Below are 26,262 nucleotides of genomic sequence, written 5' to 3' on the forward strand. Positions count from 1 at the left end.
CCTACTCGCCAGTACAAACGAGCGGACGGATTCACAAGTCCCTGTCCCCAGGAGGCGTAGTGAGACGCACCAGACCAGGAGTCCGCTGTACCGTCGCCGCGATCGCGGCAGCCGCCGCCGGTCTGCTGGGGCTGAGCGCACCCAGCGCCGGGGCAGCACCCGCCGCACCCGCCGCCGCCGTATCGGCCCCGCTCCCCGCCGAGTTGGAGCAGATCCGCGCGACCGAGGCCACCGCCTTGTACGGTGACCCGGCCGAGCGCCCGCTGGACCAGCGCAAGACCTCACTGATCTCGCTGGGCGACAGCGAGATCTCCGGTGAGGGCGTGGGCACCTACGAGGCCGGTACCAACGGCCCCGACAACTGGTGCCATCGCTCGCCCGACTCCGCGATCCACCGCACCGGCATCCCCGCCGACGTCACCTACAACGTCGCGTGTTCCGGCGCCACCACCGCCAACATCCGTATCGGCGGCAGCAAGCAGTACGCCGACGAACTCGTCCAGAGCGACAACCTCGCCATCAAGGCCCGCAACACCCACATCAAGATGATCGTCCTGGTCATCGGGGCCAACGACGACCTCCAGTTCGCCCCGGTCGTCACCGACTGCGTGGTGCGCTGGCTCCTCAGCCAGGGCGCCTGCAACCCGGCCTACTCCCCCGGCTGGCAGGCCCGCGTCGACGCGCTGCGCCCCAAGGTCGAGCAGTCGATCCAGGATCTGCGCACCGTGATGACCGGCGCGGGGTACACGAGCGGCGACTACAAGCTCGTGGTCATGGGCTATCCGAGCCCCATCAGCCCCGACACCGGTGACAACCCCGACTTCCCCGGCAAGCTCCCCGGCGGCTGCACCTTCTACGACGAGGACGCCGCCTGGGGCCGCAACGCCGCCGTACCGCTCTTCGAGCGCGGCATCCGGCAGGCCGCCCTCGACACCGGAGCGACCTACCTCGACAACTCACGGCTCTTCCACGGCCATGAGGTCTGCACCGACAACACCTGGGTCCGCGGCCTGTGGCTGGATCTCGGCGACCACTTCCCGCCGGACTCCAACACCGTCCGCCAGTCCTTCCACCCCAACGCCCGCGGCCACGCCGCCTTCGCGTCCTGCTTCACCCAGATCTACAACTCCGGCCTGTCCGAAGCGGGTTGCGCCGACCCCGCCAGCACCGGGACCCCCAAGCTGTACCCGACAGCCTGGGACGACAGCTTCAAGCCGCTGAAGAACCAGGCGAACGGCACCTGCCTGGACGCCAAGGGCGGCTCCAGCGCCAACGACACCACCGTCATCGGCTGGGCCTGCCACGGCGGGCGCAACCAGAACTGGTGGTACGACACCGACCGCAAGTCCCTCCACACCGAGCTGAGCCAGGACCGGTGCCTGGACGTGCCGAACAGCGCGTACACGGCCGGTACGGGGCTGATCCTCTGGGACTGCCGCGGTGGCGCCAACCAGCAGTTCGTCCGCCAGTCCGGCACGATCCGCCCGGCCGCCGCGACCGGGCTGTGCCTGACCGTGGCGTCCGCCGAGGACCCGCTGCGCCTCCAGACCTGCAACGGATCCGCCCAGCAGCAGTTCGCCTAGCCGTTCGAAATCACACGCCGGTCTGCGGGGGCCGCCGCACACATGGCCCCCGCGGAACACCTGGCCCCCGCGGACCGGCTCAAAGAACGGCTTTGATGTTCTCAAAGCAGAAGTGTTAGTATCTCCGTCATGAAGACAGCAGCCGTGTGCCGCCTCGACGCCCCGCGTGGTGTCGGCCGCACCATCACGAGCGTTCTGCTCGTGGAGCGGCTGCATGTCGATCTCTGCCGCTGCATGTCCGCGGCTTGTTGCGTCTGATCGCGAACTCCTCGATGCAGCGGCGCCGTTGACCTCCCACGGTCGCCGCTCCCGTATGTCCCGCTCAGCTCTTCCCCGCGCGTCCCTACTGGAGTGTGTCCGTGTCCACGAACACCGCTGATCCGAAGCCCGCGAAGTCAGGCTTCCGGATACCCGTCCCCTTCTGGGCCCAGGTCCTGCTCGGCCTCGTCGTCGGCCTGGTGCTCGGCTATGTCGCCCGTACCTACGACGCCTCCTGGCTCGCCACCACCCTCGACAAGGTCGGCGGCATCTTCATCCAGCTGCTGAAGCTGGCCGTGGCCCCCCTGGTCTTCTTCGCGATCCTGGTGTCCATCACCAACCTGCGGAAGGTCAACAACGCGGCTCGCCTGGCCGGGCGGACCCTGCTCTGGTTCATGATCACCTCGCTGATCGCGGTCGTCATCGGCCTCGTCATCGGTCTGGTCTCCAACCCGGGCTCCGGCTCCTCCCTCACCCCGGCCGACGGCGCCAAGCCCGAACACGCCGGTAGCTGGCTCGACTTCCTCACGGGGATCATCCCGACCGATGTCGTGACGCCGTTCACCGAGCTGAACGTCCTCCAGATCGTCTTCATGGCGGTCGTCGCCGGTATCGCGATCCTCAAGATCGGCCCGAAGGCCCAGCCGATCCTCACCCTCTCCGAGTCCGTCCTGGAGCTGCTGCAGAAGGCCCTGTGGTGGGTGATCCTGCTCGCCCCGATCGGCTCCGCCGGACTCATCGGCCGCGCCATCGTGCAGTACGGCTGGGACCTGCTCGGCAACTACGCGACCTTCACCGCCGACATCTACATCGGCTGCGCCCTGGTCCTGTTCGGCGTCTACCCGCTGCTGCTCGCCTTCGCCGGCAAGCTCAACCCGGTGCAGTTCTTCAAGGGCGCCTGGCCCGCCATCCAGCTCGCCTTCGTCTCCCGCTCCTCGGTCGGCACCATGCCGGTCACCCAGCAGTCGGCGATCCACCTCGGGGTCCCGAAGGAGTACGCCTCCTTCGCCGTGCCGTTCGGCGCGACGACCAAGATGGACGGCTGCGCCGCGATCTACCCGGCCATCTCCGCGATCTTCGTGGCCCAGATCTTCGACGTCCAGCTCGGGATCAAGGAGTACCTGCTGATCGCCTTCGTCTCGGTGATCGGCTCGGCGGCCACCGCCGGTCTGACGGGCGCGACGGTCATGCTGACCCTCACCCTGTCCACCCTCGGCCTGCCGATGGAGGGCGTGGGCCTGCTGCTGGCGATCGACCCGATCCTGGACATGATGCGTACCGCGACCAACGTCGCGGGCCAGGCCCTCATCCCGGTCCTCGTCTCCGCGCGGGAGAACATCCTCGACCGCGCGAAGTACGACAACGCGTCGGCGTCCCCGGTCGACGAGATCGAGAGCGTCTACGACGAGCCGCAGCCCGTCACCGCGGCGGCCTGACCCTCGTCACCTCCCCGGACCCCCCACGGATCCCCCCACCCTCCGCCCTGCCGGTCTCTGCCCGGCAGGGCGGAGTGCTGTCACCATGCATGCCGAGACGCCGCCATGACCTGCGAGGACACCCCGCTGCCGGGCGCCCGCGGGTCCGGCGATACGTTGCCCTCCCCGGGCGCAGCCGGGGGTTGTGTGCGTAAGGAGTTCCCCATGAAGCAGACCGTGACCGTTCCCGCAGGCCTGGACGGAGCGGAGCCGTTGGTGGTCGTGGCCGCCGCGATCGTCCAGGAGGGGCGCCTTCTGGTGGTGAGCAAGCAGGCCGCTCCCGAGGTGTTCTATCTGCCCGGCGGCAAGCCCGAGGCGGGCGAGGAGCCGCTGCGGGCGCTGGCCCGGGAGCTGGACGAGGAGCTGGGGGTACGCCCGCTGGAGCCGCGGTTCCTCGCCGAGGTGGAAGCGGTGGCGGCCCTGGAGGGCGTGCCCATGAGGATGACGGTCTTCGAGGCGAGCATCGACGAGGAGCCCCGGCCCGCGGCCGAGCTGGCGCGGATGCGGTGGATCACGGGCGCCGAGGCGGACGTACGGCTGGCTCCGGCGGTGCGGGATCAGGTACTGCCCCTGCTGAGGAACAACGGCCTCATCGCTTCTTGAGCCCTTTCCCGTGACCGCACAAATGAGCGAGCTATTCACCCGATCGGGCGCAAGCCAAAAGGGGGCAGTATACGAATGCATGGTGAATATGATGGTGTTGAAGATCTCACCGTAGATCGATGCATGAGGTGCGGGCGAGATTCCTGAAGCGGCGGGGCAGCTCCCTTGAGGGAGAAGCGGGGGAAACGCATGCGGCACGACACCATCGCGCGCAATGACGAGCGCATCATGCATGCCGTCCGGTATGTGTCCGCGTGGGTACGGGACGGCTGGGCGCATATCGATATCGAGTCATTGGCCCGTGAAACGAACACCGCGCCCCACCACTTCCGCCGTATATTCCGTGATGCCACGGGAAAGCCGCTGTTGCGATTCGTCCGTCGGCTGCGGCTGCAACTGGCGGCGTATCGGCTGGTCTTCACCGCGGAACCGGTGATCGACATCGCGCTGGCGGCGGGTTACGGCTCGGCCGCCGCGTTCAGCAGGGCGTTCCGGGAAGCCTATGGAAGCTGTCCGGCGAGCACGCGGTCCGTTCGGCCGGAGAGCCCCTGGCCCTCGTACGGCTTGTGTTGTGAAGGGTTGGACACGGTCACCCAGGGCGCACAGACCATCGCCTTCTACCGGCACTTCGGCCTGCTCGGCGACGTCAACTCGGTCTGGCGCAAGGTGAGTCGGTGGTCCGCGCGGCAGGGCGACAGCGAGGGAGCCGCCCGCCATGTGCTCCTGTGCTACGACGATCCGGGAAGATTCCTCGGCGAGTCGATGCGCTACGACGTGGGCGTCACGATGGCGGACGGCGCCAAGCCGGACGACGGCATCGGCGTCCAAGTCGTCAAGGAGCAGCGGCTGTTGCTGGCGCGGCACGCCGGCCCGCTGGAGTTCCTCCCCTTCAGCTATATGCACCTCGCCGTCGCCGCGGTGATGGGCGGCCTGGCGGAGCCGACCGCCGCGCTGCCCTTCGTCGCCTATCTCGACCAGCGCCCGGCCAAGGACAGCCCGCGAGTGATCGCCCAGGTGGGGATACCGCTGCGGAGGCCGGTCAGAGCTGAACAGGCTGGCGGATGACCGTCTTCAGCTTCTCGGGGGCCGTGCGGTCGGGGCTGTTGAGATAGATCTCGTGGTGCACACCGTCGGGCTTCGCGCCGCTGTCCTCGATGAAGGCGTGCAGCCCGTCGATCACCGGGTCCTCCTCCTCGTAGGGGCCCACATACAGGAGCTGCGCCGCTCTCCCCTCGTCCAGCCGCTGATAGACCGCGGTGTCGACGGCGGCGGGGCGTTCCTTCTTCGCCAGGACGGCTTCCAGGGCCCGGTTGAGGATGTCCTTGTCGACCGGTTCCGGCTGCATGATCATGGCGGACCAGCGCCAGGAGCCCTTTCCCGTGCTCTCCCCGTCCGTGTGCCACAGCGTCTCCAGCGGCATCACGCCGAAATCGACTCCCGCGAGATCCCGCGCCAGGAACTTGGCCTTGTAGGAGACGGCGAAGAGGGCGGCGACGGCGTCCCGGTATTCCTCGCAGTACGGCCCTCCGGCGCCTTCGATCACCAAATAGTCCAGTGGCGGAACATCGATGAGAGCGGGTTGTCTACGGGCGGAGTACAGCGTCTTGAGTTCACGCTTGTAATCGATCTTCTTCGCTGTGCTGGGCATGAGCGCCAATCCTCGTAAGAGCCGGACCGGGAACGGCTCCACCCTTGCAGACCGGCGGCCCGTCTGCCACGAGAACTGCCCAACACACCTTTCGCCACAAGTTTTCGAGGGGTGCGGCGGAGCGCGGGACGCAGCTACGCTCTGCCGCACTCACCTCACTTTGCGGTGCCCTTGTCCGCGGTGATCTCCTCGGCCCACAGGTATTCGCTGGCGGGCCGTCCCGCTCGGCCCGTCGTGTTCGCCTGGACCTCACGCCACAGCCCGTTGACCGCTTCGTTCATGAAGGCCTTGCCGGGGCCGGACGGCTCGTACCAGTCGACGATGGAGATCGAGAACGGGCCGTGCTTGTCCTTGCCGAGGTACGCCTGCGGCCGGTGGCGCGGGATGAACCCCTCGGCCAGCAGGACGTTCCACTCCCGTGCCAGCAGCTCGCGCATCGCCTCGAGCTTGTCGGACCGGATCTGGTGGATGGCGACACCTGTGGCGACCGGGCCGTCGTACGGCTCGGGGGTGATCGAGTCGAAGGCCGGCAGGCGGGTCACGGCGGGGTACTCCACGCCGTCGCGGCCGTTGCGGTCCACGGTGAGGTCCTTGATCTCCTGCCAGATGGCGGTGATCTCCGGGATCGAGAAGGCGGAGTGGAGCGCCTCGTCGCTGGTCCAGGTGGCGATCTCCAGGAAGTAGGTGCCCTCGCCCCACTCGCCCTGGTAGATCTTCGCGGGGGCGCCGGTGACCAGACCGTGGCGGGCGAGCACCGGCCAGTGCCGGGCGATCGCCTCCCGCACCTGGTCCTCCTTGCCCTTCTGGACCTGGTAGAGACCGATGATCGTGGTCCCTTCGGCGCTCGCGGCGGTGTGCTGTTCCGGCATGGCTGTCCTCTCGTGAGGTTCGTGGGGTCGGTCGCCGGGCGGCCCGGCGGCCGGGGTTGCCGAGGCGGCGAGGGCCGGTGTGCGGCGGCTGAACAGGGCGACGACGACGCCGAGGAGGAGGACGGCGGCCGGGGCCGCGTAGCTCTCGCGCATCGCCGAGACGAACGCGTCGGCGAAGGCGGACATCGTGGCCCGTACCTGGTCGGGGTCGGTGCCCTTCGGGATCGCGGCCGGGCCGCTCGTGGTCACGTCGACGGCCCCGCTCGTCAGGGGGTCGAACGCGGCTCTGAAGCGCTCGCGGCCCGCTTCCGGCAGGGCCAGCGCCTGCTGGTCGACCCAGTGGCGCATGCCTGCCACCAGCCGGGCCTGAAGGATCGCGCCGACGACAGCCGTCGCGATCAGACCGCCGAGTTCCTGCGCGGTGTTGATGACGCCCGACGCGGCGCCGGAGAGCTGCGGGTCCAGGTCGGCGAAGGCCACCGCGAAGAGCGGGGCGAAGACCATGCCCGTGCCGAGGCCGACGAGGGCGAGCGGGCCGATCAGCCGCCAGGTCGTCGCGTCGGGGGTGCTGACGGCGGCGAGCAGGACCACCCCGGTGGTGAACAGCAGCAACCCGCCGACCAGGAAGTTCCGGCCGCCGTACCGGTCGGCGAGCTTGCCCACGCCACCGGCCACCAGGGTCGAGGTGAGCGGCATCGCGGCGATGGTCAGCCCGGCCCGCAGGGGGCTCATGTGGAGGATGGACTGGAGGTAGATGGTCAGCGGGAGGAAGGTGCCCAGCATCCCGAAGCCGATGATCGCGATGACCCCGCTCATCATGGCGAAGTTCCTACTGCGAAACAACGCGAACGGGACCAGCGCGCTCCCGTTCTGGCCGCGCCGCTGCACGAGGGCGAAGAGCGCGGCCAGCAGCACGCCGACGGCGAGCAGCGTCCACACCAGCGGGGACCACTCCAGGCGCTCCCCCTCGATGAGGGCGAAGCTGAAGGCGCCGAGCCCGGCGATGAGCAGCGCGGTCGAGCCGAGGCCGAACGACCGGCGGCGGCCCGGCCGGAGGTCGGGCACGATCCGTGCGACGAGGAAGAGCGTGAGCAGTCCGAGGGGCAGGTTGATGTAGAAGATCCAGCGCCAGCTCAGATAGGTGACGATGAGTCCGCCGAGGGTGGGTCCGGCGAGGATGGCGAGTCCGGACAGGGCCGCGGACACGCCGAACGCGGCGCCCCATTTGGAGGGCGGGAAGACCGCCGCCGTGACCGGCAGCAACTGGGGGGCCACGAGGGCTCCGCCCAGTCCCTGTACGGCGCGGGCGGCGATCAGCACCGTCGCGTCGTCGGCGACGCCGCAGACCATCGACGCGGCCACGAAGAGGGCGAGGCCCGCGAGGTAGACGCGCCGTGGGCCGAACCAGTCGCCGAGCCGTCCGCCGACGATCAGCAAGGTGGCGAAGGCGAGGGTGTAGGCGCTGAAGGTCCACAGACCCTCGTCAAGCGTCGCGCCGAGGTCGGTGATGATGCTGGGGAAGGCGATGTTCACGACGGTCAGGTCGAGCAGCGTCATGAACAGCCCGATGGTCAGCACACCGAGGATCTGCCAGGGGTTGCGTTCACCCCGGGCCGCCGTCATCCCCGGGTCCCTTCCGGGGCGTTCGCGGGCGCGGCCTTGTGCAGCAGGCAGACGTTCTTCTCCAGCGAGGTGGAGTCGGTGCTGAGGACCGCGGGGACGATCCGGTCCACCACGAGACCGGCCGGGGTGAAGAAGGCGTGCATCGCCTCCGCGGTCACCGCTTTGAACGGGAAGGTCGTGAACCGTACGCCGCGCAGGAACAGTTCGCCGCCCGGCTTGAGGACGCGGCCCACCTCGGCCGCGTACCGTGCGCGGTCGTCGTCGCCCAGGTGGTGGAAGCAGCCGCGGTCCACGACCAGGTCGACGCTGCCGTCCACGAGGGGCAGCGTCAGCACGTCGGCGACCTGGAACGCGGCGGTGACGTCCTGCTCGGCGGCCCGGCCGGTCGCGATCTCGACCGCGCACGGGCTGAGGTCGAAGCCGGTCGCCCGATAGCCCTGCCGGGCCAGTTCGATGACATCACTGCCGGTGCCGCAGCCGAGGTCGACGGCGGTACGGCCATCTCCCGGCGGACGGGAGGTCAGGAAGCCGACCAGTTCCTGGGAGGGGTTGCTGATCTCCCAGAAGTGGGTGAACTGCCCTGTCTCGTACGTCCTGTTCCAGTCGATGCTGGTGGTCCCGAGCAACTGCACGGCACTCTCCTCTCACTCGCGAGCGGACGAGGACTCGAAGGTCTCCTTCAGACGTCGGCGGAAGTAGTCGCCGAGCACGGGCCCGAGGTCGCTCACGCCGTCGGCGTGCTTGAGCAGCCGTTCGTAGAGTTCCGGGCGGCGGCCGTGGAGGCCGAAGTAGAGGGTCTTCTGGAAGCTGAAGTCGATCTCCCGCAACTGCCGGAGCCGTTCGAGGTCGAGGTCGGCGTAGAGGACGGCCTCCTCCTCGTCCAGTTCGGCGGTGATCCCCTCCGGGGTGGCGACGGTGCTGTGTCCGGCGAGGTCGATGGTGACGGTGCGTCCGCCGCGTTCGCCGCTGACCTTGCCGATGCTGCCGACGTACAGCACATCGGCCGCGTTCAGCACGGCGGTCGACAGCACGCACGGCTTGGTGGCCGGGAGGTTGTTGCGCAGGGCCGCCGCCGGTACGGCGATGATCTCGGCGCCCTTGAGGGCGAGCAGCCGCGGCATCTCCTGGATCCAGAAGTCGGAGCAGACGCAGATGCCGAGCCGGCCGAAGGGGGTGTCGAGGACGACGGCCTCCTCTCCGGCGCGCAGGGCGACGAACTCGGCGGAGAACAGGTGGACTTTGCGTACCTTGGCCACGATCGCGCCGGTGTCGTCGAGGACGACGGCGGTGTTGTAGTACGTGCCGTCGTCGGTGCGCTCGATGACGGAGCCGCAGATGATCCAGCAGCCCTTGCGCCGGGCGATGGCGCCGAGGCGGTCGAAGACGGGGTCGGGGATCGGGTGGTCGACGACGCCCTGGAGATGCTGGCGGCCGGGGAAGTAGAACGGGGGTCCGAGGAAGAACTCGGGGAGGACGGCGAGATGGGTGCCCTCCTGAAGGGACTCCAGCATGTCGGTGGCCTGCCGGAGGTTCTCCTCGGGGTCCTCGCGCCACCGGGTCTGCAGCAGGGCGACCCGGGGATGGCGGGTGGGTTGCATGGGTACTCCTGTCTCCGGTCGGGCGGTCACCGCTCGGTGAAGATGTCCTCGTAGATCCCGGGGTCGCCGACGGCGTAGTTGACGCCGAGCGGGACGGAGGAGACGACGAGGTTGATGCCTTCGCGGGCGACGGACCAGTCGCCGAGGCCGAGGCCGGTGAGCAGTTCCCGCATCTCGGGGACGGTGTAGCCGCTGCGCAGCGACCGCATGAACTGGTCGGCCTCGCCTGCCGAGTACTGGAGGACGAAGGAGATCATGCCCTCGTCGGCGTCGCGCGCCAGGTCATAGATCACGACGGTGCCGCCGGGGCGGCAGACACGGGCGCACTCGGCGATGGTCTTCTCCGGACGCCGCCATCGGGGTACGGCGCAGAAGCTGAAGACGACGTCGAAGGAGTCGTCGTCGAAGGGCAGATGGTTGCTGTGGGCGTAGTCGCAGGTGAAGCGGCCGCCGTAGCTGACCAGGTTGGCGAAGATCGCGTTCTCGCGGGCGACTTCGAGGAACCGGTCGTTGGCGTCGACTGCGACGAACTCGGCCTGCCTGTGCAGGGCGGCAAGGCGCAGGGAGACGAGACCGGGGCCGCAGCCGACCTCCAACACCTCGGCCGCCTGGGAGACATGAGGTGTGAGGAGCTTCATCAGGTGCTGCATCGGGATGATGAGCTGGGTCCGCATGGTGCGGTCGAATTCGCGGCACTGCTCGATCTCGGTGAACGGGTCCGGTACGGAGACGCGTTCGGCGAGGTCGAAGATGCGCGTGGGCTGCTCAGACAATGTTCAGCATCCGCCTTCCGGACTCGGGCCTGACCTGCCAGTTGAGGATCTCGGTGCTGGCCGACGTCGGCTGGGGCAGCCGCTGGTTGGCCTCGGAGTAGAACGTCTTGGAGATGTTGTCGATGTAGTGCCAGCCCTTGGGGTACGTGACCTGGAGCGCGTCCTCGGTGACCTCCAGCAGCCCCTTGCCGACGAGGTCGTCGATCTTCTCCGTGAAGTACTCGTACGGGTCGACGCCGTGGCGGGCGCGGTACTCGGCGCGGCTGACGCGCAGCAGCTTGAGGCCGAGGACGAGGGTGCGGCAGCGGCGTTCGTGCTCGTCGGTGTAGGAGCCCATGACAGCGGGCAGCCGGCCGGAGCGGACCGTCTCGATGTAGCGGCCGATGTCCGGTTCGGTGCAGTACAGGTGGTTGTTGAGGTAGCCGTAGGCGCCGGAGCCGATGGCCACCATGTCGCCGCAGCGTCCCCACACCTGGGCGAGGTGGTCGGTGAGCGAGAGGGTCTCGGCCTTCAGGCCCTGGTAGGGCTTGGAGCCGTCGGGCAGGATCGGGAAGGTCTGGGCGCCCTTCGCCGCCCACTCGGGCTTCATGGGTTCGGCGAAGTCGTTGTAGGTCAGCGCGAGGTAGTTCTTGGAGAGCAACTCCTCATGCATGTAGTGGTACATGGCGTCCGCCTCCTTCGTGCTCGGGCAGGGCGGCGTGATGCCGCTCTGCACCGCGAAGAAGGCCTCGGAGCCGGGCAGGACCGCGTAGTTGTACACGGAGAACGAGGTCACCGGGATGCTGGTGAGGGTGGCGATGTCCTGCGCCCACAGCTCCGGGGTCTGACCCGGGATGCCGATCATGAAGTCGATGCAGATGTTCTCCATGCCGTTGCGGTCGAGGAGTTCGATCGTGCGCAGCGCGGAGTCACCGGTGTGGGCCCTGGCCCGGCCGAGGTAGCGCAGCAGGGGGTCGTGGAAGGTCTGGACGCCCATGCTCACGCGGTTCACGCCGTGCCGGAGCAGGACGTCGATCTTACGTTGGTCGATGTCGACCGGGGTGCTCTCGATGGTGACGGTGTAGTCGTCGGTGAACTCCAGGTGGCGGCGCAGGAAGCCGAGGAGGTCGTCGAGTTGCTCGGCGCGCAGGGTGGTGGGGGTGCCGCCGCCGAGGTAGCCGGAGGAGAACTTCACGCCGTCGAGGTAGCCGAGTTTGGAGTAGAGCAGGATCTCGGCCTTGAGGGCCTCGAGGTAGTCGGTGACGAGGGTGTTGCGGGTGTGCAGCTTGTTGTACGGGCAACTGGTGCACACCTGGTTGCAGAACGGGATGTGCAGATAGAACGAGACGGTCCGGGGATGTGTCTCGATGCTGGAGAAGATCTGGTCCGAGGTCAGCGGTGTGATGTTGCAGGGGTACCAGCGGACGAACTCGATGTCGCGGTCCGGGTATTCGCGCCAGAAGCTCGGGGTGTCCAGGAAGTTGCGGGTGATGGTCTCCTTGGCCGCGGGGGCGGCGCTCTTCGCTTCGGTCATCGGTGCCCTCTCCTTGTGGTGGGGCGGGTGGAGCGACGGGGTGCGGTGGTCGGGGGCGGTCAGATGCGGCCGAGCGCGTCGGCCAGGGCGCGTTCCGCGCGCAGCAGGCGACGGAAGGCGGCCGCGGTGTGTTCGGCCAACCGGTCGCGGTGGGCGTCGAGTTCACCGGCCGCGGCGGCGCGCAGGTCGGGCAGTCGTGCGGTCAGTCCGGCGGCGTGTTCCAGCCGGTCGGGCTCTCCTGAGCGCAGGGCGTCCTCGCGGTCCTGGTAGGTGTGGCGCAGTTCCTTGCCCGCCTCGCCGGTGTCGGGCAGCAGCAGTTCGTCCAGGCACTCCCAGGCGGCCCGGGACCGGTCGACGGCGGTCAGGGCGGCGGTGTGCGCGTCGCCGGACAGCCAGGGGTCGGCCTCGGCGAGGAAGGCGCGGTAGAGGTTGCGGAATCCGCTGCCGCCGGTCCCGGCGAACTCGAAGTCGATGTGCGCGGCGGTGAGTCGGTCCATGACGCGCTCGGCGGGGGCGGTGCGGATCTCCCGGGTGAGTTCGGCGCCGAACGCCTCCAGACCGGCCAGTCCCTCGTTGGGCAGGGTGCTGCCGACCAGTGCGGCGTGGCAGGCGCGTACGGCGCCGCGGAAGCCGTCCGTGTCGGGCAGCCGGGCGGTGGACCAGTCGGCCGACAGCCGGGCGTGCGCGGGCGGGAACGGCTGGTGGGTGGAGCCGCGCGCGGTCGCCAGCGCGTCGAGCGGGACGGGCATGGGGCGCGGGCAGCGGTCGGAGATCCACGCGGTGCCGGTCTCCTCGTCCAGCGCGTACACCACGACCGCATGTCCGCCGAAGTGCCTGCTCGCCTGGAAGTACGGGAGGTGGAAGAGGTCGACGTAGCAGATCACGGGGCGGCCCGCGGCGAGTTCGCGGCGCAGTTCGTCCAGTGCCTGGTCGGGGGCGTCGGTGCGGTGGACGGTGAGAACGAGGCCGAGCGCGCGGGCCAGTCGGGTGATGAACACCGGGAAGGGGCCGTTGCGGGTGGAGGTCATGCTGCGGAACAGGCCGCCGGGGGCGGACGGTTGGTACCAGAAGCCGATGCCGCCGCCGAGGCCGAACAGCAGTGGTTCGCTCAAGTCGACGCCGTGCACCAGCAGTTGCTTGCGCAGCGACGAGGTCTCGCAGTGCTCGCCGCCGTACTCCCCGTGGTCGGCGACCAGGGGGCCGACGGGCCGGGGTGCGGGCAGAGGGCCGCTCATCGGACCGCCTCCAGGTCTTCCAGGGTGAGGTTGCCGGGCTTGAGCATCCGGTCCATGGCACGGCCGACCGTCGCGCGGTCCACCTCCGTCACCGTGGCGGCGGCCCCGAAGCGGGCCTCGACGCCGTCGGCGATGTCGGTGCACACCTGCTGGGCCGCACGGCCCGCGCACTCCACGCGGATGTGCAAGCGCTCGTCCCGCATCCCGGCGGCGTAGTACAAGCCGGTGCCGGGCACCGAGAGGACCGCCTCCTCCAGGTCCAGGCGGTCGATGGGCCGCCCGTCCACGAGGAGCCGGTCACTCGCCCGGCCGTGGTGGCGTACGGTGCGCCGGACGCTGCCGCAGGGGCAGGGTCCGGGCGCGATCGACACGAGGTCGCCCGTGCGGTAGCGCAGCAACGGCATGGCCTCGGCGACGAGCGTGGTCACGACCAGCTCGCCGGTGGTGCCGTCGGCGAGCGGGGCGGCGGTGAGCGGGTCGAGCACCTCGAACAGGTGCCGGTCCTCGGTCAGATGGGCCCTGCCGTGCCCGCAGCTCAGCGCGAGGGAGTTGGTCTCCGTGGTGCCGTACGCCGGGACCAGCTCGGCCTGCCACATCCGCGCGATCTTCGCCAGCTTCGCCGGGGAGCAAGTCTCTCCGACGTACAGGACGGTACGGACGCCGAGGGCGGCCGGGTCGTGCCCCATCTCGGTGAGCAGGTCGAACAGGCGCAGCGCGCGGGTCGGGGAGCAGACGATGCCCGCCGGGCGCAGCGCGGCGATCATGCGGGCGGTGCGTTCGATGGGGCAGACGGCGGACAGGATGCCGACACCGACGACGGTGGCGCCCACCGTTTCGAGCGCGCGGTCCACGTCGTAGGCGGCGAAGGACAGTTCGTACGGGATGGCGACGAAGACGGTGTCGCCGGGGCCGTAGTGGTGTCCGACGGACTGTTCGGTGGAGACGTTGCCACGCACCCAGTCCCGGTAGGTGATGGCGGAGGAGGTGGGCGAGCCGGTGGAGCCGGTGGACTCGCCGTAGCGGGCGAGGCTGGTCAGGGGTGCCGCGATCAGGTCCAGCGGATAGCCCTCGCGCAGGTCCTTCTTGGTGGTGAAGGGCAGGGCGGCGAGCAGCTTCTCGCCGTCGCTGCCGTCGGGCAGCGCGGCCTCGGCGAACTGGCGCCGGTAGAACGGGGATTCGCGGCGGGCGTACGCCACCTGCTCGCTCAGCCGGTCCAGTTGCCAGGCGCGTACCCGTGCGCTGCCGAGCGCTTCGAAGGCGTGCAGTTCGGCGAGTGCCTGCTCGCGTACGGCGCAGTAGCGTTCGCGCGCCGGGCCCGTGGGCGGTGGGGTCGCCGCGGGCGGGGTGGGGTGGAGGATGGCCATGGGACCTCAGCTCTCCTGGAGCACGATCTTGAGTACGGACTCCGGTACGGGTGTCTCGAAGGTGCCGTCCGAGTCGTGCACGCGGCCGATGGCGTCGAGGAGGATCAGCTGGGTCTCCTCGCTGGAGCGGCGCTTGTTGTCGGTGCGGATGACGGTGAGGATCTGGTCGGGTGTGCAGTTCGGCGGGATGCGGGTGGGCAGTCCGAGCCGTTCGCCGAGCACCCATTCCTGCTTCTCCAGGACCTCGGGCGGGGTGATGCCGAGGCGCATGCCGACGCGCGCGGCAAGGCACATGCCGATGCCGACGGCGACGCCGTGCGGGAGGTCGCCGCACAGGAACTCCGTGGCGTGGCCGACGGTGTGCCCGTATTCGAGGATCACGGCCCGCTCGCGCTCGCTCGGGTCGGTGGCGAGGATGCGCAGCTTGGACTCGACGATCTGGTGGCAGACGCCGAGCAGGTCGTCGTGGACGGCTGCCAGATCGGGGGTGAGCTGTGCGGCGAGCCGGTCGAACCAGGCGCTGTCGTCGATGAGTCCGTTCTTGACGGCCTCGACCAGGCCGCTCTTGTGGTTGACCGGCCGCTCGGTGCGCAGGTGGGCGACGTCCGCCCAGACGAACAGCGGGGCGTGGTAGAGCCCGAACTGGTTCTTGCCGCCTCGCCCGTTGATGGCCTGCTTGTTGCTGAGCGTGCCGTCGGTGAGGCTGAGCAGGGTCGTCGGGATGTCGACGTAGCGCACCCCGCGGTACAGCAGCCCGGCCGCGAGGCCGGTGAGGTTGCTGACCATGCCACCGCCGAGGGCCAGGATGATGGACTGCTTGGTGGCGCCCGCGTGCACCAGCCGTTCGCACAGCTCCGTCAGCCGCGTCCAGCTCTTGTTGCCCTCGCTCTCGGGGACGGTGAGGACGGTGACCGGGAGCTGCGCGTCGCTCAGCCGCCGGGCCAGCGGCTTCGCGAGGAGGTCGCGAATGCCCTCGCCGCACACCAGGAACAGCTCGTCGAAGTCATGCCGGGCGAGGTGGTCCGGGAGCAGGTCGGTGATGCCGTCGCCGAGGTGATAGGGGCTGGCCGGCCTGAGCCCCGTGGTCAGTTCGATGAGCGGTACGCGTGCCACGTGCCGTTCCCTTCTCGTCGTCTGGTGCCCCAGGAGGTCAGATTGGCCGGGCGCGTGACCCGGGACTACGGGCGGGCGGCGGGATGGACGGCACCGCCAACGGAACGGGCGGACGTCGCCGTGGAGTTGATGCGGGTGTCGGGTCCGTTGCCGGTGACGGATCCGTTGCCGGAGGCGAGTTCGTTGCCGGTGGCGGCCAACTCGCGCAGCAGCGCCGCGGTGTAGGGGTTGGCGGGATCCGGCGGGAAGTCCACGGCGGTTCCGGCGAAGACGTTGGTGACGGCGGCGGCGACCAGGGCGGGGTCGGCGCCGAGTTCGGCCAGCTCCTCGCGGAGGGCCGAACAGGCGTGCAGGGCCGCCTTGGTGGCGATCCGGTTGATCGTCCCGATCGTGTTCTCCGTCTTCTCGTCGACGAGGAGTACGGTGCCCAGGTCGCCGACGAGGGCGCGCAGCAGCGGAAGTTGGCCCGCGTCCGGGGTGACGAAGACGGTGGGTACGCCGTGGGCGACGGCCGTGTACTGGCAGACGGGCTTGAGCGCGACGACGGTCAGGTCCCGGAGCCGGGGGTCGTCGCGAAGCTGTGCGGTGGGTACGGAGGTGGCGAGGTTCACGAACACGGTCGTCGGCGCGGCGGTCACGGCGTGGGCCCGGCAGGAGGCGATGGCGTCGGCGACGACGGGGGGTGGCACGCACACCAGGACGGCCTCGCAGCGGGCGGCAAGCTCCGCCGGGGCCACGGCCGGTACGCCGAGGCGGCGGGCGAGGGTCTGGGCGGCGGCCGGGTCACGGTCGCTGACGGCGAGGGTCAGTCGGCCGGTGAGCCGTGCGGCAAGGGCGCTGCCGAGCCGTCCCGAGCCGAGTACGCCGACCGAGCGTACGGGGTGGTTCATTCGGCCTCCAGATCGCGTAGGTCGAGGCGTCGGCGGCCCGCCCGTACGGTGGCGTCCAGGAAGGTCCGGCGGTCGGCCGCCGTCACCTGCCAGGCGGCGCCCGTGAGTTGGCGCAGGGCTTCGGCGACCTCGTGGCAGACGTCCGGCGCGGTCGCGTCGAGCCGTGCTGTCGTGTCGATCCGTGCGGTCGGCTGCCCGTCAACAGTGCCGGTCACGCAGTACAGGCCGGTTCCCGCCACGGTCAGGGCCGCCTGTTCCAGCTCGACGGCGGTCAGGGCGCGGCCGGTCGGTGACCGCCATCGGTCCTCGACACGGCCGTGCTGTTCGAGGCTCGGCCGGAGGTCGTCGCAGCCGCAGCGCGTGCTCCGGACCAGGTCTCCGGTGCGCCACCGCAGCAGCGGGGTGGCCTCGGCGGTCAGGGTGGTCAGCACCAGCTCGCCGGGGTGTCCGTCGGGTACGGGGTCGGCTCCGTCGGGGTCGACGACCTCGGCGAGGTACTGGGCGTCGTTGAGGTGGAGGCCGCCCAGGGCGCAGGGCAGTCCGGCCGCCGGGGTGAGCGTCGAGCCGTAGGCCCAGACGGTCGAAGTCCCCCACAGCGCCGCGACCTTGGCCGCTCTGGCCGGTGCGCAGGCGCCGCCGACATGCAGCAGGGTGCGCGGGCCGACCGTGCGCGGATCGTGTCCCGCGACCGCCAGTTCGTGGTGGGTACGGGCCGCGCGGTCGGGGGTGGCGACGAGCACGCTCGGGTGCATCCGGGCCATGAGGGCGACCGTCCGGGCCGGTGGGCACACGGCGGACAGCGCGCCCACCCCGACCACGCCCGCGCCGAGGGCCGACAGCGCGCGGTCCATGTCATGGGCGCCGCCGGACAGTTCGTACGGCACGGCGACGAACGCCAGGTCGTCCGGGCTGACATGGGCGCGCAGCGCCTCCTCCATGGCAGCCGAGGCGCGCTCGAGGTCGGCGGCGGTGGCCGCGGCGCCGAGGGTACGGCCGCGTACGTCTCGGGACTCGGCGTAGCGCGCGATGCGGGCCGGGGGCACCGCGCTGAGCCCGAGCGGGCCCGCCGCGTCGATCTGGTCGGTGGTGGTGAAGGGCAGGGTACGCAGGTCCGCGAGATCACCGAGTGCGGAGGCGCGGTGGGCGCGCCAGGCCCGCCGGTAGTAGGGGGATCGGGACAGCGCGTACTCAAGTTGCGCGCCGAGCCTGTCCAGGGTCTGTTCCGTCGCGGTCCTCATCAGCGGGCCTCCGCGTCCGGGGAGGCGTCCGCGTCGTCCGAGAAGCAGAGTTGGGCCTTGACGCGTGCCGCGCGTTCCTCGGGGCCTGCCGCCAGGGCGACTTGGGCCTTCTCTGCGGGGAAGCGGTCGGTGATGAGGGCCGAGGCGCGTTCCTCGTGTGCGGCGAGGAAGCGCATCGCCTCGGGGAAGTCGCCCGTGCCGCCGATGGATCCGGTGACCGTCAGTCCCTTGGCGACGACGAGATCGGGGCGGAGCATGCCGCGCCGCGCCAGGCCGAGCCAGAGCACGGTGCCGCCCAGACTCGCCTGCGCCAGCGCGCAGTTGACGCCGTCCGCCGTACCGGAGCACTCCAGGACGAGGGGATACCGTGCGTGCCGGGCCATCGTGCGGTATCCGCGGACGGCCTCGATCTCCTCGGGGTCCGGTGGTGTGCCCAGTTCGGTCTCGGGCTCCAACAGGCCGCGTACGATGCGTCGTTTGACCGGGTCGCGTTCGAGCAGACGCACGCGGGTGGCGCCGAACGCGCGGGTGAGCAGCAGTTGGGCCGCCAGGCCCAGCGCTCCCCCGCCGACGACCAGGACTTCGGCGCCCTGAGCCGCCCGGCGCGCGGTCGACAGCGCGTGATGGACGACCGCGAAGAACTCGGTCATCGCGAGGGTGGCGGGGCGCAGGCCGTGGTCGTCCGGGTACAGATAGCGCCGGTCGACGGTGCGCCGCAGGACGGAGAACCCGTCGACGGTCAGCCCGAACTTCTCGATGTGCGCGCACCGGTTGCGGTCGGTACGGCACTGCGGGCACCGGCCGCACCACAGGGAGCAGTCGCCGGTCACGGCGCGGCCGAGCAGCTCGGTGGCGGCGGGCCCGGCGTCGATGACGTGACCGGCCCACTCGTGCCCGAAGCGCAGGGGGTAGCTGCTGGGTCCGCCGTACCCGCCGTCGAAGAGCCCGTAGTCGCTGCCGCACAGGGTCACCCGGTCCACCTGGACGACCACGTCGTCCGGTCCGCCGGGGCGGGCCGCGGCGGCCTCACGTACCTCCAGCCGACCGGGGGCGGTGATGACGAGGTCGGTCATGCGGACGTCTCCTTGACCGCTTCGGCGAGGTGGTCCACGAGGACCGCCAACTGGTCGTCGGTCTGGTGCAGTTGGATCACCAGGCGGACGAACCCGAAGCGCCGGGAGACCGAGACGATCAGCCCTCGGCGTTCCATCTCCCGCTGGACGGCGGTCGGGTCAGGGCAGGAGACGCCGACGACCATGAGGTCGGGTGCGAACGCCACCCGGAGTCCGGCCCGTTCGAGCAGGTCCAGGGTCACCGAGCGGAGGCGGAAGATCTCGCGGGCCGCCGCCCGGTATCCGGCCCGGCCCTGCTGTCGCAGCACGGCGTAGGTGGCCAGCAGCGCGGCGCCGGAACGGGTGCCGAGGAGCCCGAAGTGGTCGGCGGCGCCCCGGTAGTGGGAGGGCGAGCGGAGCGCCTCCAGCCGGGCCGGGTCGCGAACGAGCAGGTATCCGGAGGGAATCGGTGCTCCGCCGTACTTGTGCGGGTCCACCGAGACCGACTCCACACCCTCGATCTCGAAGCCGGTGCCGGAGATCGGGTGGCCCAGTTCGCGGGCGAACGGCACCAGGAACCCGCCGCTCGCTCCGTCGACGTGGAGGGGGACGCCGACCGAGGCGGCGTAGGGGGCGAGGGTCTCGATGTCGTCCACCGCGCCGCACTCGCTGGTTCCGGAGGTGAGGACGGCGAGCGCGGGCCGGGTGGCGAGGGCGGCGCGGAAGACGGCGGTGTCGGCGCGGAAGCGGGCGTCCAGGTCGACCCAGACAGGTTCGACCGGCAGCGTCGCGAGGATCTTCTCGAAGGAGAAGTGGGCGTTGCGGGCCAGGAGGACGCGGGGCCGTCCGGGGCCGCGGGCGTCGCGGACGGCGGCCAGTACGGCGAGCAGATTGGCTTCGGTGGCCCCGGAGGTGGGCACCCCGCCCGCGTCGGGCGCGCCCAGCAGATCGCCGAGCATGCGGGTGACGAGCGTCGTGACGCGGGGCAGGCTCGGGAAGATCCGGTGGTCGCCCATGTTGGCGCTGAAGTGCTCGGCGAAGACCTCCCGGGCGAGCGAGAACGGCTCGGAGCAGATGGAGTTGAAGACGGTGCCGTCCGCGTAGTCGTGGTCGTCCGCGCACAACTGCCGGATCTCGTCGCGGACTTGGTGGTCGCTCACCCCGTCCGCCCACGACGGGCCCGCTGGTGTCGCCGCTGCCATGTGGTCATCCCTCCTGGTGCTCCGGTACTCCAGTACTGCCGCGTGTTCCGGTACTCCTGGTGCGGGGCGGGCCGGTCGTTCAGGCCAGTTCGTCGGCCCACTCGGCGCGGGCGGTGTCGAGGCAGGCGGCGACCAGGTCGTCGGGGGCGCGCCGCACGGTGCAGGGGACGCCGCGCAGGGTGGACGAGCCCATCGCCGGGTTCTCGTCGCCGTCGCGCAGCAGCCGGTTGACGTTGGAGATCCGCCAGGAGCGGTCGGGCGGCAGCTCGGGGTACCACCACGAGGCGGCGGCGCACAGCACGCCGGGGCGCACCTCGTCGGTGACCCGCACCCGGAACAGCGCCTGGTGTCCGCGCGCCTCCAACACCGCCCAGTCGCCGTCCTCGACACCTTCGGCCGCCGCCGTGCCGGGATGGATCTCCAGGCGGGGGTGGGGCTCCTTGGCACGCAGGGACGGCACGTTGCGGAACTCGGAGTTGAAGTAGAAGCGCGAGTGACGGCTCGTCAGAAGGTGTTCCCCTGGGCGGGGCTGCCGGATCGGTGGCTCGTACACGGGCAGTGGCTCGTAGCCCATGCGGAGCAGGCCTTCGTGGTAGAGGGCGACGCGTCCGCTGCGGGTGGCGAATCCGCGCTCCCGGTACTTGAAGTGGCGCAGTTCGGTGGGCCGGTAGTAGCCGTCGGCCAGCTCGCGCCAGGTGGTACCGGCCGGGGCCAGCCGGGCGTCGAGCGCCGTACGGGCGCTGTCCCAGAAGCCTTCCAGACCGAGGCGGCCCGCGAGGTCGTTGAGGATCTCCTCGTCCGACCGGGACTCCCCCACCGAGGTCACCGCGCGCCGGGCGGCCACGTAGTTGGCGTGCTCCACGATCTGGTCGCGCTCCAGCCAGCCGCTGGCGGGGAGCACGATGTCGGCGAGCGCGGCGGTCGGGGTGAGGAAGAGGTCGGTGACACACAGGAAGTCCAGGGCGCCGAGCACCCGGCGCACCCGGTCGGAGTCGGGGTAGGCCACCAGGAGGTTGCTGCCGAAGACCGCCATGGTGCGGACCGGGTAGGGGTTCTCGTCCAACACCGACCGCCATACGGCGGAGGGGTGGGCCCAGCCCGACATGGAGAGCACGCGGTGCCGGTCGGCGCCGAGTCGCTTGGCGGCCTGGTCGGCGGGCAGCGCCTCGCTCATCGGCATGGTCCGGCGGCCGATGATCCCCTGGGGGTCCCAGAGCACGTCTCCGCCCGGCCGGTCGATGTTCCCGCACAGCGCCGACAGCAGGATGGCGGCGCGGGCGGTGTCGAAGGAACTGGCGTGCTGCGCGGTGCCGGTGCCCAGTTCGACGGCGGCCGACCCGGCGGTGCCGTAGAGGCGGGCGGCGCGGACGATCAGTCGGGCGGGCACGCCCGTGACGGCGGCCACCCGCCGTGGGTCCCAGTCGCGGACGTGGTCCCTCAACTGTTCGAAGCCGGTGGTGTGTCGCTCGATGAACTCCTTGTCGAGCAGGCCTTCCGCGATGACGACGTGCAGCAGTCCGAGGGCGAGGGCGGCATCCGTGCCGGGGCGCAGCGGGAGCCAGCAGTCGGCGCGGGCGGCGAGCCCCGTGCGGTGCGGGTCGATGACGATGAGCCGGGTGCCGCGTGAGACGGCCGACAGCAGGCGGGTGCCGATGACGCCGTCGCCGTGCGTGGCGGCCTTGTTGCTGCCCCATACGACGACGACCTCGGGATCGTGCTCGTAGTCGCAGAACGTGAATCCGCCCAGGGTCAGGATGCCGGCCATGACCCGGGGGTAGAAGCAGACGTGCGCCGGGCCCAGCACGTTGGGCGAGCCGAAGGCGTTGGCGAAACGGAACAGCCATTCCTGGTAGTTGCGGTCGGTGCCCTGGGCGAAGACGACCGACTCGGCGCCGTCCCGCTCGCGTGCCGCGGCCAGGCGCTCGGCGACCTCGTCGAGCGCCTCGTCCCAGCCGATCGGCCGGTAACTCCCGCTGCCGCGCGGGCCGGTGCGGCGCAACGGCTGCCTCAGCCGGTCGGGGTGGTAGGCGTGCTCGATGGAGGCCCGGCCCTTGGCGCACAGGAACCCGGCGTTGTTGGGGTTGCCGGGGTGGCCCTTGATCGACACGGCCCGCTCGCCCTCGACCGTCACGAGCGCACCGCACCCCCCGTGGCACATCCGGCAGACCGTGGGCACCTCACGCGTGGTCATCGTCGCCTCGCCGTCCCCTCCCTGGAGCGAACCGGAGCCCCAGCAGACCACGGGAGTTCGGCGGGGCCGGAGGATCGGGCGGTGGGTTGCCCGAGAAGGTCAACGCCCGGCGAGACCGCTCACGGCCGCGTTGATGCCCCTCGGCACGAAGCCCTGTGCCGCCTTGTGAGGCGGCAACCCACTCCGGAGGCTGCTAGGGCGTAGGCCACCCAGCCCCAGCGACGAGGCGAGGCGTATGTCCGTATCGACCGATGAGTCCAGCACCTCGTGCCCCGCGCCGGACGGTGCCGTCCAAGTGCCCACCGCCTGGCTCAACTTCACCAGGTACCTGCCCGAGGAGTTGCCGCCCCCACAGGACGCCGAGGGCGGCTCCGCGCTGGAGTTGATGACACGGATCCGGCTGCGGGCCGTGCAGGAGCAGGAGCGCTCCGAGGCGGCGCTGCTGCCCGTGCCCGAGGAGGTGCGCCGCCGGTACGCGGAGATCGGGCGCCCGACGCGGCTGACGCGGGCGCGGGCCCTGGAGCGGCATCTCGGTACTCCGGCGCGGATCTACCTCAAGCGCGAGGACCAGCTCCCCACCGGGAGCTTCAAGCTGAACTCGGCGATCGCGCAAGCCTACTTCGCCTCCCGTGAGGGCGTACGCACCCTGGTCACCGAGACGGGAGCCGGGCAGTGGGGCCACGCGGTCCAGTACGCCGCGCGGATGTTCGGCCTGGAGAGCATCGTCTTCTGGGCCGGGGTGTCGGCCCGGCAGAAGACCAGTAGGCGTGCCGTGCTGTCCATGCTGGGCGCGCGGGTGCACGAGTCCCCGAGCGCGGTGACGGCCGTGGGCCGGGCGGTACTCGAGTCGGGTCGGCACGCCTCCGGTTCCCTCGGCACGGCCATCGGCGAGGCCATCTCGTACGCGGCCGAGCATCCGGAGGTGCGCTATGTGTCCGGCAGCAACCTCCCGCATGTGCTGATGCACCAGACGGTGATCGGCCAGGAGACCCGCGCGCAGCTCACCGCTCTCGGCGAGGAGCCGGACGTCCTGGTCGCCGCGGTGGGCGGCGGCAGCAACCTCATGGGGCTGATGGCGCCGTTCCTGGAACAGAAGCGGGCGCGCGGCGACGGACTGCGGCTGATCGGCGCGGAGTCGGCCGCCGCGCCCCGGCTGACCAAGGGGACCTGGCGCTACGATCACGCGGATCCGGGCCGGATGACGCCGCTGTCGAAGTCGTACACCCTCGGCCTGGACTACGAGTTGCCCGAGACGCATGTGGGAGGGCTGCGCCAGCACAGCGGGTCGACGGCCGTGGGCGTGCTGCGCGCCGCGGGCTGGCTGGACGCGGTCGCCTACGAGGAGCGCGAGATCTTCGAGACCGGACGGCTCGTGCTGCGGCTGGAGGGCTTCCTGCCGGCACCGGAGTCGTGTCACGCTCTGCGCGCGGCCATCGACGAGGCCTCGGCCGCCCGCCGACCGGCCGTGATCGTGGTGTGTGTGAGCGGGCACGGTCTGCTCGACATCGAGGGATACCTGGACGCCTTCCCGCTCCAGGGTGTGTGAAGCGCCTTGCGCAAGGCGGCCCGAGCAAGGTCACGACTGACCGATCAGGGCTCAACTGCCCATCCGAGTCGAACCGGAGGAACCACCGTGCTGAAGACGAGCTACAACGCCAACGGGTTGCGCAGTGTCCCCGTCACCGAGGCGGTGCGCGCCGTCGCGGACGCCGGCTACCAGGCGATCGAACTGTCCCTGCACCCCCAGCACATCGACCCCTTCACCTTCGGTCCGGCCGACGCGGACCGGGTGTCGTCGGCCCTGGAGCGCTACGGCATCGTCGCCTGCTGTCTGGCGGCCGGGGCCGACAACCTGCTGAGCGCCGAACGGTTCGAGCCGTCGCTGATCCACCCCACGCGGGAGGGCCGTGAGCGGCGCATCGACCTCGTCAAGCGGGCCCTGGACATCGCGGCCGACCTCGGCGTGCCTGTGATCAACTTCGCGAGCGGCATCCGTAAGCCGGAGGTGTCCGAGCAGGACGCGGACCGCTGGCTCAGGGAGGGCCTGACCCGGCTGATCGAGCACTGCGACGGGGTCGTGCTGGCCATGGAGCCGGAGCCGGGCTTCTTCGTCGAGACCAACGACCAAGCGGTCGCGCTGATCGACGACTTCGCCACCCCGCGCTTCACGCTGGCCCAGGACCTCGGTCACTGCCGTGTCGTCGAGGAGGACTATCTCGCCTCCGTGGCCCGCTCGTTGCGCGCGACCTCGGTGATCCAGGTGGAGGACATCAAGGGCCGTCATCACCATCACGAGATCCCTGGCGACGGTGACATCGACTTCCGCGCGTTCTTCGAGATCTGCCACGAGCAGGGCTACGAGGGCTACTACAGCGTCGAGTTGTACAACCACTCGGACGACTTCGACGCCGCTCTCAAGCGCAGCATCGCCTATCTGCAGGAGCAGTACGATGCCGCAACTGCCGCCTGACGAGGCGATCGGCCGCCCGCCCACCCGGGTCTTCGACCACCACATCCACGCGGACGGCCGCAACGCCGACGACTACGAACTGATGGCGCTCAGCGGGGTGGACACCGTGCTGATCCCCTGTTCGGCGTCGAACGAGACCCGGCCGTGCGGCGCGTCCTACGAGGCGCGCTTCGAGCGGCTGCTGACCACCGAGACGCGGCGCGCGGCCCACTACGGGGTGCGTGTCTGGCTCGGCCTGTCGGTGCACGCCGCCGACATGGCCGATCTGGCGAGCGCCATGGACGGCGTCGACCGGCTCGCGGCCCGCTTGGACGATCCTCGGGTGCTGGCGCTGGGCGAGTTGTCGATCCGGCGCTTCTCGGACGCCGAACTGACAGTGTTCGCGAAGCAGTTGGAGCTGGCGACCGCCTTGGGCAAGCCGGTGATGGTGGAACTGCCGCCCGGGATACCGGAGTTCCACCGCATGGTGGAGGTGCTGCGACAGGCGATCGGCGACGGTCTGGTCGATCCGGCGCGCCTGGCGCTGATGGATGTCGCGCCGCCGATGCTGCCGGTCGCCGCCGGACTGGGCTGCGGCGGCCTCGGCATCGCCGTGTCCCCGGCCTCGGACCGGCTCTTCCAGGTCCGCCTCAAGACCGATCACCAGCAACTCCTCCCGCTGCTGGAGGAGTTCGGCCCCGACCGGCTGATGCTGAACTCCGGTCTCCATTTCGGCTCGGCCGATCCCCTGGGCCTGGCGAAGACGGTTCTGCGGCTCCGGCTCGCCGGTGTCGACCCGGCTCTCCTCGACCGCGTCGCCCGGGAGAACGCGGCGACGTTCTTCCGACTCCCGACCGACTCCACCGACTTCACCGAATCCGCTGCATCCACCGCATCCCCCGAGCCCCACCGCCGAACCCTCGTTCGCGACAGCCCGGCAGGAGTGATCACGTGACGCTCTTCGACGCCCCGGCGGTACTGCCGCCGCAGGACGACCATCCGGCCTATCTGGACCGCATCGTGGACCACTTGGAGCAGGCCCGGCGCAGTACGCCCGAGCAGGTCCTCAAGGAGTTCCTCGGCACGTCCGCCGACCCTTCGACGCTCCAGGTGGACAGCGTCCACCACGTGGCCGTGTACGCGGGCGACTACGTGAGCGAGGACGACTTCGACAACTGGCTCGCATCCGTGGAGGCGTTCGGCGCGACCAGCGACGTCCGCCACGGCCCCTCCTACATCGCTCCCCGCCGGTACGGCACACCCGGGCACTGGATCAACCTCCGCGTGGACGGCCATGAGTACGAGCTGTTCAGTTGCCGCGCCCGCGGTGAGTGGGCCACGTACGGCGTCCGGCGCAAGTCGGCCCTGATGTCCCACCACGCGCTGTCGGTGAAATGGCCGGAACAGGTGCCCGCCGTACTGGACTTCCTCGCCGCACGGCCGGACATCGAGCAGCTCGCGTACACCCCGGCGGACGAACTCGGCCACACCTACGGCCATGTGCACAGCAAGGAGACCGGCCTGGTCCTGGAGATCGTGTACGAGGCCCCCGCGCACGCCTGCGGACCGGAGACGGTCTGATGAC

At 70.5% G+C, this 26,262-nt stretch carries 23 protein-coding genes; 9 read left to right on the top strand and 14 right to left on the bottom strand.

Annotated features, from left to right (window positions below; genetic code table 11):
* The first annotated feature begins 59 nt into the window (after positions 1-59).
* From ACZ60T_RS01940 to ACZ60T_RS01960, 5 genes are all read left to right on the top strand, one after another.
* Complete coding sequence (locus tag ACZ60T_RS01940) at positions 60-1,583, top strand: ricin-type beta-trefoil lectin domain protein (protein WP_469663608.1); 1,524 nt, start codon at positions 60-62, stop codon at positions 1,581-1,583.
* A gap of 129 nt (positions 1,584-1,712) precedes the next feature.
* A complete protein-coding gene (locus ACZ60T_RS01945; RefSeq protein ID WP_289738320.1) occupies positions 1,713-1,841 on the top strand; it encodes a hypothetical protein in 129 nt (42 codons plus the stop codon).
* Positions 1,842-1,942: 101 nt separating this feature from the next.
* Positions 1,943-3,277: a dicarboxylate/amino acid:cation symporter gene (locus ACZ60T_RS01950; protein WP_469663611.1), complete on the top strand. Its 1,335-nt coding sequence runs from the start codon at positions 1,943-1,945 to the stop codon at positions 3,275-3,277.
* A 204-nt stretch (positions 3,278-3,481) separates the two neighbouring features.
* On the top strand, positions 3,482-3,919 hold the full coding sequence (locus ACZ60T_RS01955; protein WP_469663613.1) for an NUDIX hydrolase: 438 nt from the start codon (positions 3,482-3,484) through the stop codon (positions 3,917-3,919).
* A gap of 189 nt (positions 3,920-4,108) precedes the next feature.
* Positions 4,109-4,984, top strand: coding sequence for a helix-turn-helix domain-containing protein (locus ACZ60T_RS01960; protein ID WP_469663615.1), 876 nt, complete (start codon positions 4,109-4,111; stop codon positions 4,982-4,984).
* Here the strand turns inward: ACZ60T_RS01960 and ACZ60T_RS01965 are convergent.
* The 14 genes from ACZ60T_RS01965 to ACZ60T_RS02030 form a co-directional block, all read right to left on the bottom strand.
* The gene (locus ACZ60T_RS01965; protein ID WP_365631987.1) at positions 4,959-5,567 is read right to left on the bottom strand and encodes a GyrI-like domain-containing protein; all 609 of its coding nucleotides are present in this window, start codon (positions 5,565-5,567) and stop codon (positions 4,959-4,961) included. The genes ACZ60T_RS01960 and ACZ60T_RS01965 overlap by 26 nt on opposite strands.
* Positions 5,568-5,722: 155 nt before the next feature.
* A complete protein-coding gene (locus tag ACZ60T_RS01970) occupies positions 5,723-8,059 on the bottom strand; it encodes an MFS transporter (protein ID WP_469663617.1) in 2,337 nt (778 codons plus the stop codon).
* Positions 8,056-8,691, bottom strand: coding sequence for a class I SAM-dependent methyltransferase (locus ACZ60T_RS01975; RefSeq protein WP_469663619.1), 636 nt, complete (start codon positions 8,689-8,691; stop codon positions 8,056-8,058). The genes ACZ60T_RS01970 and ACZ60T_RS01975 overlap by 4 nt, the downstream gene beginning before the upstream one ends.
* Positions 8,692-8,703: 12 nt before the next feature.
* A complete protein-coding gene (locus ACZ60T_RS01980; protein WP_469663621.1) occupies positions 8,704-9,657 on the bottom strand; it encodes a carbon-nitrogen hydrolase family protein in 954 nt (317 codons plus the stop codon).
* Positions 9,658-9,683: 26 nt separating this feature from the next.
* Positions 9,684-10,430, bottom strand: coding sequence for a class I SAM-dependent methyltransferase (locus ACZ60T_RS01985; protein WP_469663622.1), 747 nt, complete (start codon positions 10,428-10,430; stop codon positions 9,684-9,686).
* Positions 10,423-11,943, bottom strand: coding sequence for a coproporphyrinogen-III oxidase family protein (locus tag ACZ60T_RS01990; RefSeq protein WP_469663623.1), 1,521 nt, complete (start codon positions 11,941-11,943; stop codon positions 10,423-10,425). Before ACZ60T_RS01990 ends, ACZ60T_RS01985 begins: the two co-directional genes overlap by 8 nt.
* 59 nt (positions 11,944-12,002) lie before the next feature.
* Complete coding sequence (locus ACZ60T_RS01995; RefSeq protein ID WP_469663624.1) at positions 12,003-13,178, bottom strand: BtrH N-terminal domain-containing protein; 1,176 nt, start codon at positions 13,176-13,178, stop codon at positions 12,003-12,005.
* The gene (locus ACZ60T_RS02000; protein WP_469663626.1) at positions 13,175-14,542 is read right to left on the bottom strand and encodes a phenylacetate--CoA ligase family protein; all 1,368 of its coding nucleotides are present in this window, start codon (positions 14,540-14,542) and stop codon (positions 13,175-13,177) included. The genes ACZ60T_RS01995 and ACZ60T_RS02000 overlap by 4 nt, the downstream gene beginning before the upstream one ends.
* A gap of 6 nt (positions 14,543-14,548) precedes the next feature.
* The gene (locus ACZ60T_RS02005; protein WP_469663627.1) at positions 14,549-15,655 is read right to left on the bottom strand and encodes a 2-deoxy-scyllo-inosose synthase; all 1,107 of its coding nucleotides are present in this window, start codon (positions 15,653-15,655) and stop codon (positions 14,549-14,551) included.
* A 65-nt stretch (positions 15,656-15,720) separates the two neighbouring features.
* The gene (locus ACZ60T_RS02010) at positions 15,721-16,545 is read right to left on the bottom strand and encodes an NAD(P)-binding domain-containing protein (protein ID WP_469663629.1); all 825 of its coding nucleotides are present in this window, start codon (positions 16,543-16,545) and stop codon (positions 15,721-15,723) included.
* Positions 16,542-17,783, bottom strand: a complete 1,242-nt coding sequence (locus tag ACZ60T_RS02015) for a phenylacetate--CoA ligase family protein (RefSeq protein WP_469663630.1) — start codon at positions 17,781-17,783, stop codon at positions 16,542-16,544. Before ACZ60T_RS02015 ends, ACZ60T_RS02010 begins: the two co-directional genes overlap by 4 nt.
* On the bottom strand, positions 17,783-18,856 hold the full coding sequence (locus tag ACZ60T_RS02020) for an alcohol dehydrogenase catalytic domain-containing protein (protein ID WP_469663632.1): 1,074 nt from the start codon (positions 18,854-18,856) through the stop codon (positions 17,783-17,785). The genes ACZ60T_RS02015 and ACZ60T_RS02020 overlap by 1 nt, the downstream gene beginning before the upstream one ends.
* The gene (locus ACZ60T_RS02025) at positions 18,853-20,037 is read right to left on the bottom strand and encodes an aminotransferase class V-fold PLP-dependent enzyme (protein WP_469663633.1); all 1,185 of its coding nucleotides are present in this window, start codon (positions 20,035-20,037) and stop codon (positions 18,853-18,855) included. The genes ACZ60T_RS02020 and ACZ60T_RS02025 overlap by 4 nt, the downstream gene beginning before the upstream one ends.
* Before the next feature lie 79 nt (positions 20,038-20,116).
* On the bottom strand, positions 20,117-22,228 hold the full coding sequence (locus ACZ60T_RS02030; RefSeq protein ID WP_469663635.1) for a molybdopterin-containing oxidoreductase family protein: 2,112 nt from the start codon (positions 22,226-22,228) through the stop codon (positions 20,117-20,119).
* A gap of 235 nt (positions 22,229-22,463) precedes the next feature.
* On the opposite strand from ACZ60T_RS02030, the gene ACZ60T_RS02035 reads away from it, so the two are divergent.
* The 4 genes from ACZ60T_RS02035 (at position 22,464) to ACZ60T_RS02050 (ending at position 26,258) form a co-directional block, all read left to right on the top strand.
* A complete protein-coding gene (locus tag ACZ60T_RS02035; protein ID WP_469663637.1) occupies positions 22,464-23,774 on the top strand; it encodes a TrpB-like pyridoxal phosphate-dependent enzyme in 1,311 nt (436 codons plus the stop codon).
* An 87-nt stretch (positions 23,775-23,861) separates the two neighbouring features.
* Positions 23,862-24,698 (top strand): sugar phosphate isomerase/epimerase family protein, encoded by an 837-nt coding sequence (locus ACZ60T_RS02040; protein ID WP_469663639.1) that lies wholly within the window; start codon positions 23,862-23,864, stop codon positions 24,696-24,698.
* Positions 24,679-25,632 carry a deoxyribonuclease gene (locus ACZ60T_RS02045; RefSeq protein WP_469663641.1) on the top strand — a complete coding sequence of 318 codons (954 nt, stop codon included), beginning with the start codon at positions 24,679-24,681 and terminating at the stop codon, positions 25,630-25,632. The genes ACZ60T_RS02040 and ACZ60T_RS02045 overlap by 20 nt, the downstream gene beginning before the upstream one ends.
* Entirely contained in the window at positions 25,629-26,258 is a 630-nt protein-coding gene (locus ACZ60T_RS02050; RefSeq protein ID WP_469663643.1) for a hypothetical protein, read from the top strand. The genes ACZ60T_RS02045 and ACZ60T_RS02050 overlap by 4 nt, the downstream gene beginning before the upstream one ends.
* Positions 26,259-26,262 lie beyond the last annotated feature (4 nt).

The organism is Streptomyces sp. NPDC104371 (genome assembly GCF_055583785.1).

Bases quoted from the DNA above. Each gene is read 5' to 3' on its own strand.
- ACZ60T_RS01990 (WP_469663623.1), bottom strand. From the start codon at position 11,943: ATGACCGAAGCGAAGAGCGCCGCCCCCGCGGCCAAGGAGACCATCACC.
- ACZ60T_RS01945 (WP_289738320.1), top strand. From the start codon at position 1,713: ATGAAGACAGCAGCCGTGTGCCGCCTCGACGCCCCGCGTGGTGTCGGC.
- ACZ60T_RS01970 (WP_469663617.1), bottom strand. From the start codon at position 8,059: ATGACGGCGGCCCGGGGTGAACGCAACCCCTGGCAGATCCTCGGTGTG.
- ACZ60T_RS02000 (WP_469663626.1), bottom strand. From the start codon at position 14,542: ATGGCCATCCTCCACCCCACCCCGCCCGCGGCGACCCCACCGCCCACG.
- ACZ60T_RS02035 (WP_469663637.1), top strand. From the start codon at position 22,464: ATGTCCGTATCGACCGATGAGTCCAGCACCTCGTGCCCCGCGCCGGAC.
- ACZ60T_RS01965 (WP_365631987.1), bottom strand. From the start codon at position 5,567: ATGCCCAGCACAGCGAAGAAGATCGATTACAAGCGTGAACTCAAGACG.
- ACZ60T_RS02015 (WP_469663630.1), bottom strand. From the start codon at position 17,783: ATGAGGACCGCGACGGAACAGACCCTGGACAGGCTCGGCGCGCAACTT.
- ACZ60T_RS02025 (WP_469663633.1), bottom strand. From the start codon at position 20,037: ATGGCAGCGGCGACACCAGCGGGCCCGTCGTGGGCGGACGGGGTGAGC.
- ACZ60T_RS01960 (WP_469663615.1), top strand. From the start codon at position 4,109: ATGCGGCACGACACCATCGCGCGCAATGACGAGCGCATCATGCATGCC.
- ACZ60T_RS02045 (WP_469663641.1), top strand. From the start codon at position 24,679: ATGCCGCAACTGCCGCCTGACGAGGCGATCGGCCGCCCGCCCACCCGG.
- ACZ60T_RS01980 (WP_469663621.1), bottom strand. From the start codon at position 9,657: ATGCAACCCACCCGCCATCCCCGGGTCGCCCTGCTGCAGACCCGGTGG.
- ACZ60T_RS02030 (WP_469663635.1), bottom strand. From the start codon at position 22,228: ATGACCACGCGTGAGGTGCCCACGGTCTGCCGGATGTGCCACGGGGGG.
- ACZ60T_RS01995 (WP_469663624.1), bottom strand. From the start codon at position 13,178: ATGAGCGGCCCTCTGCCCGCACCCCGGCCCGTCGGCCCCCTGGTCGCC.
- ACZ60T_RS02010 (WP_469663629.1), bottom strand. From the start codon at position 16,545: ATGAACCACCCCGTACGCTCGGTCGGCGTACTCGGCTCGGGACGGCTC.
- ACZ60T_RS01955 (WP_469663613.1), top strand. From the start codon at position 3,482: ATGAAGCAGACCGTGACCGTTCCCGCAGGCCTGGACGGAGCGGAGCCG.
- ACZ60T_RS02020 (WP_469663632.1), bottom strand. From the start codon at position 18,856: ATGACCGACCTCGTCATCACCGCCCCCGGTCGGCTGGAGGTACGTGAG.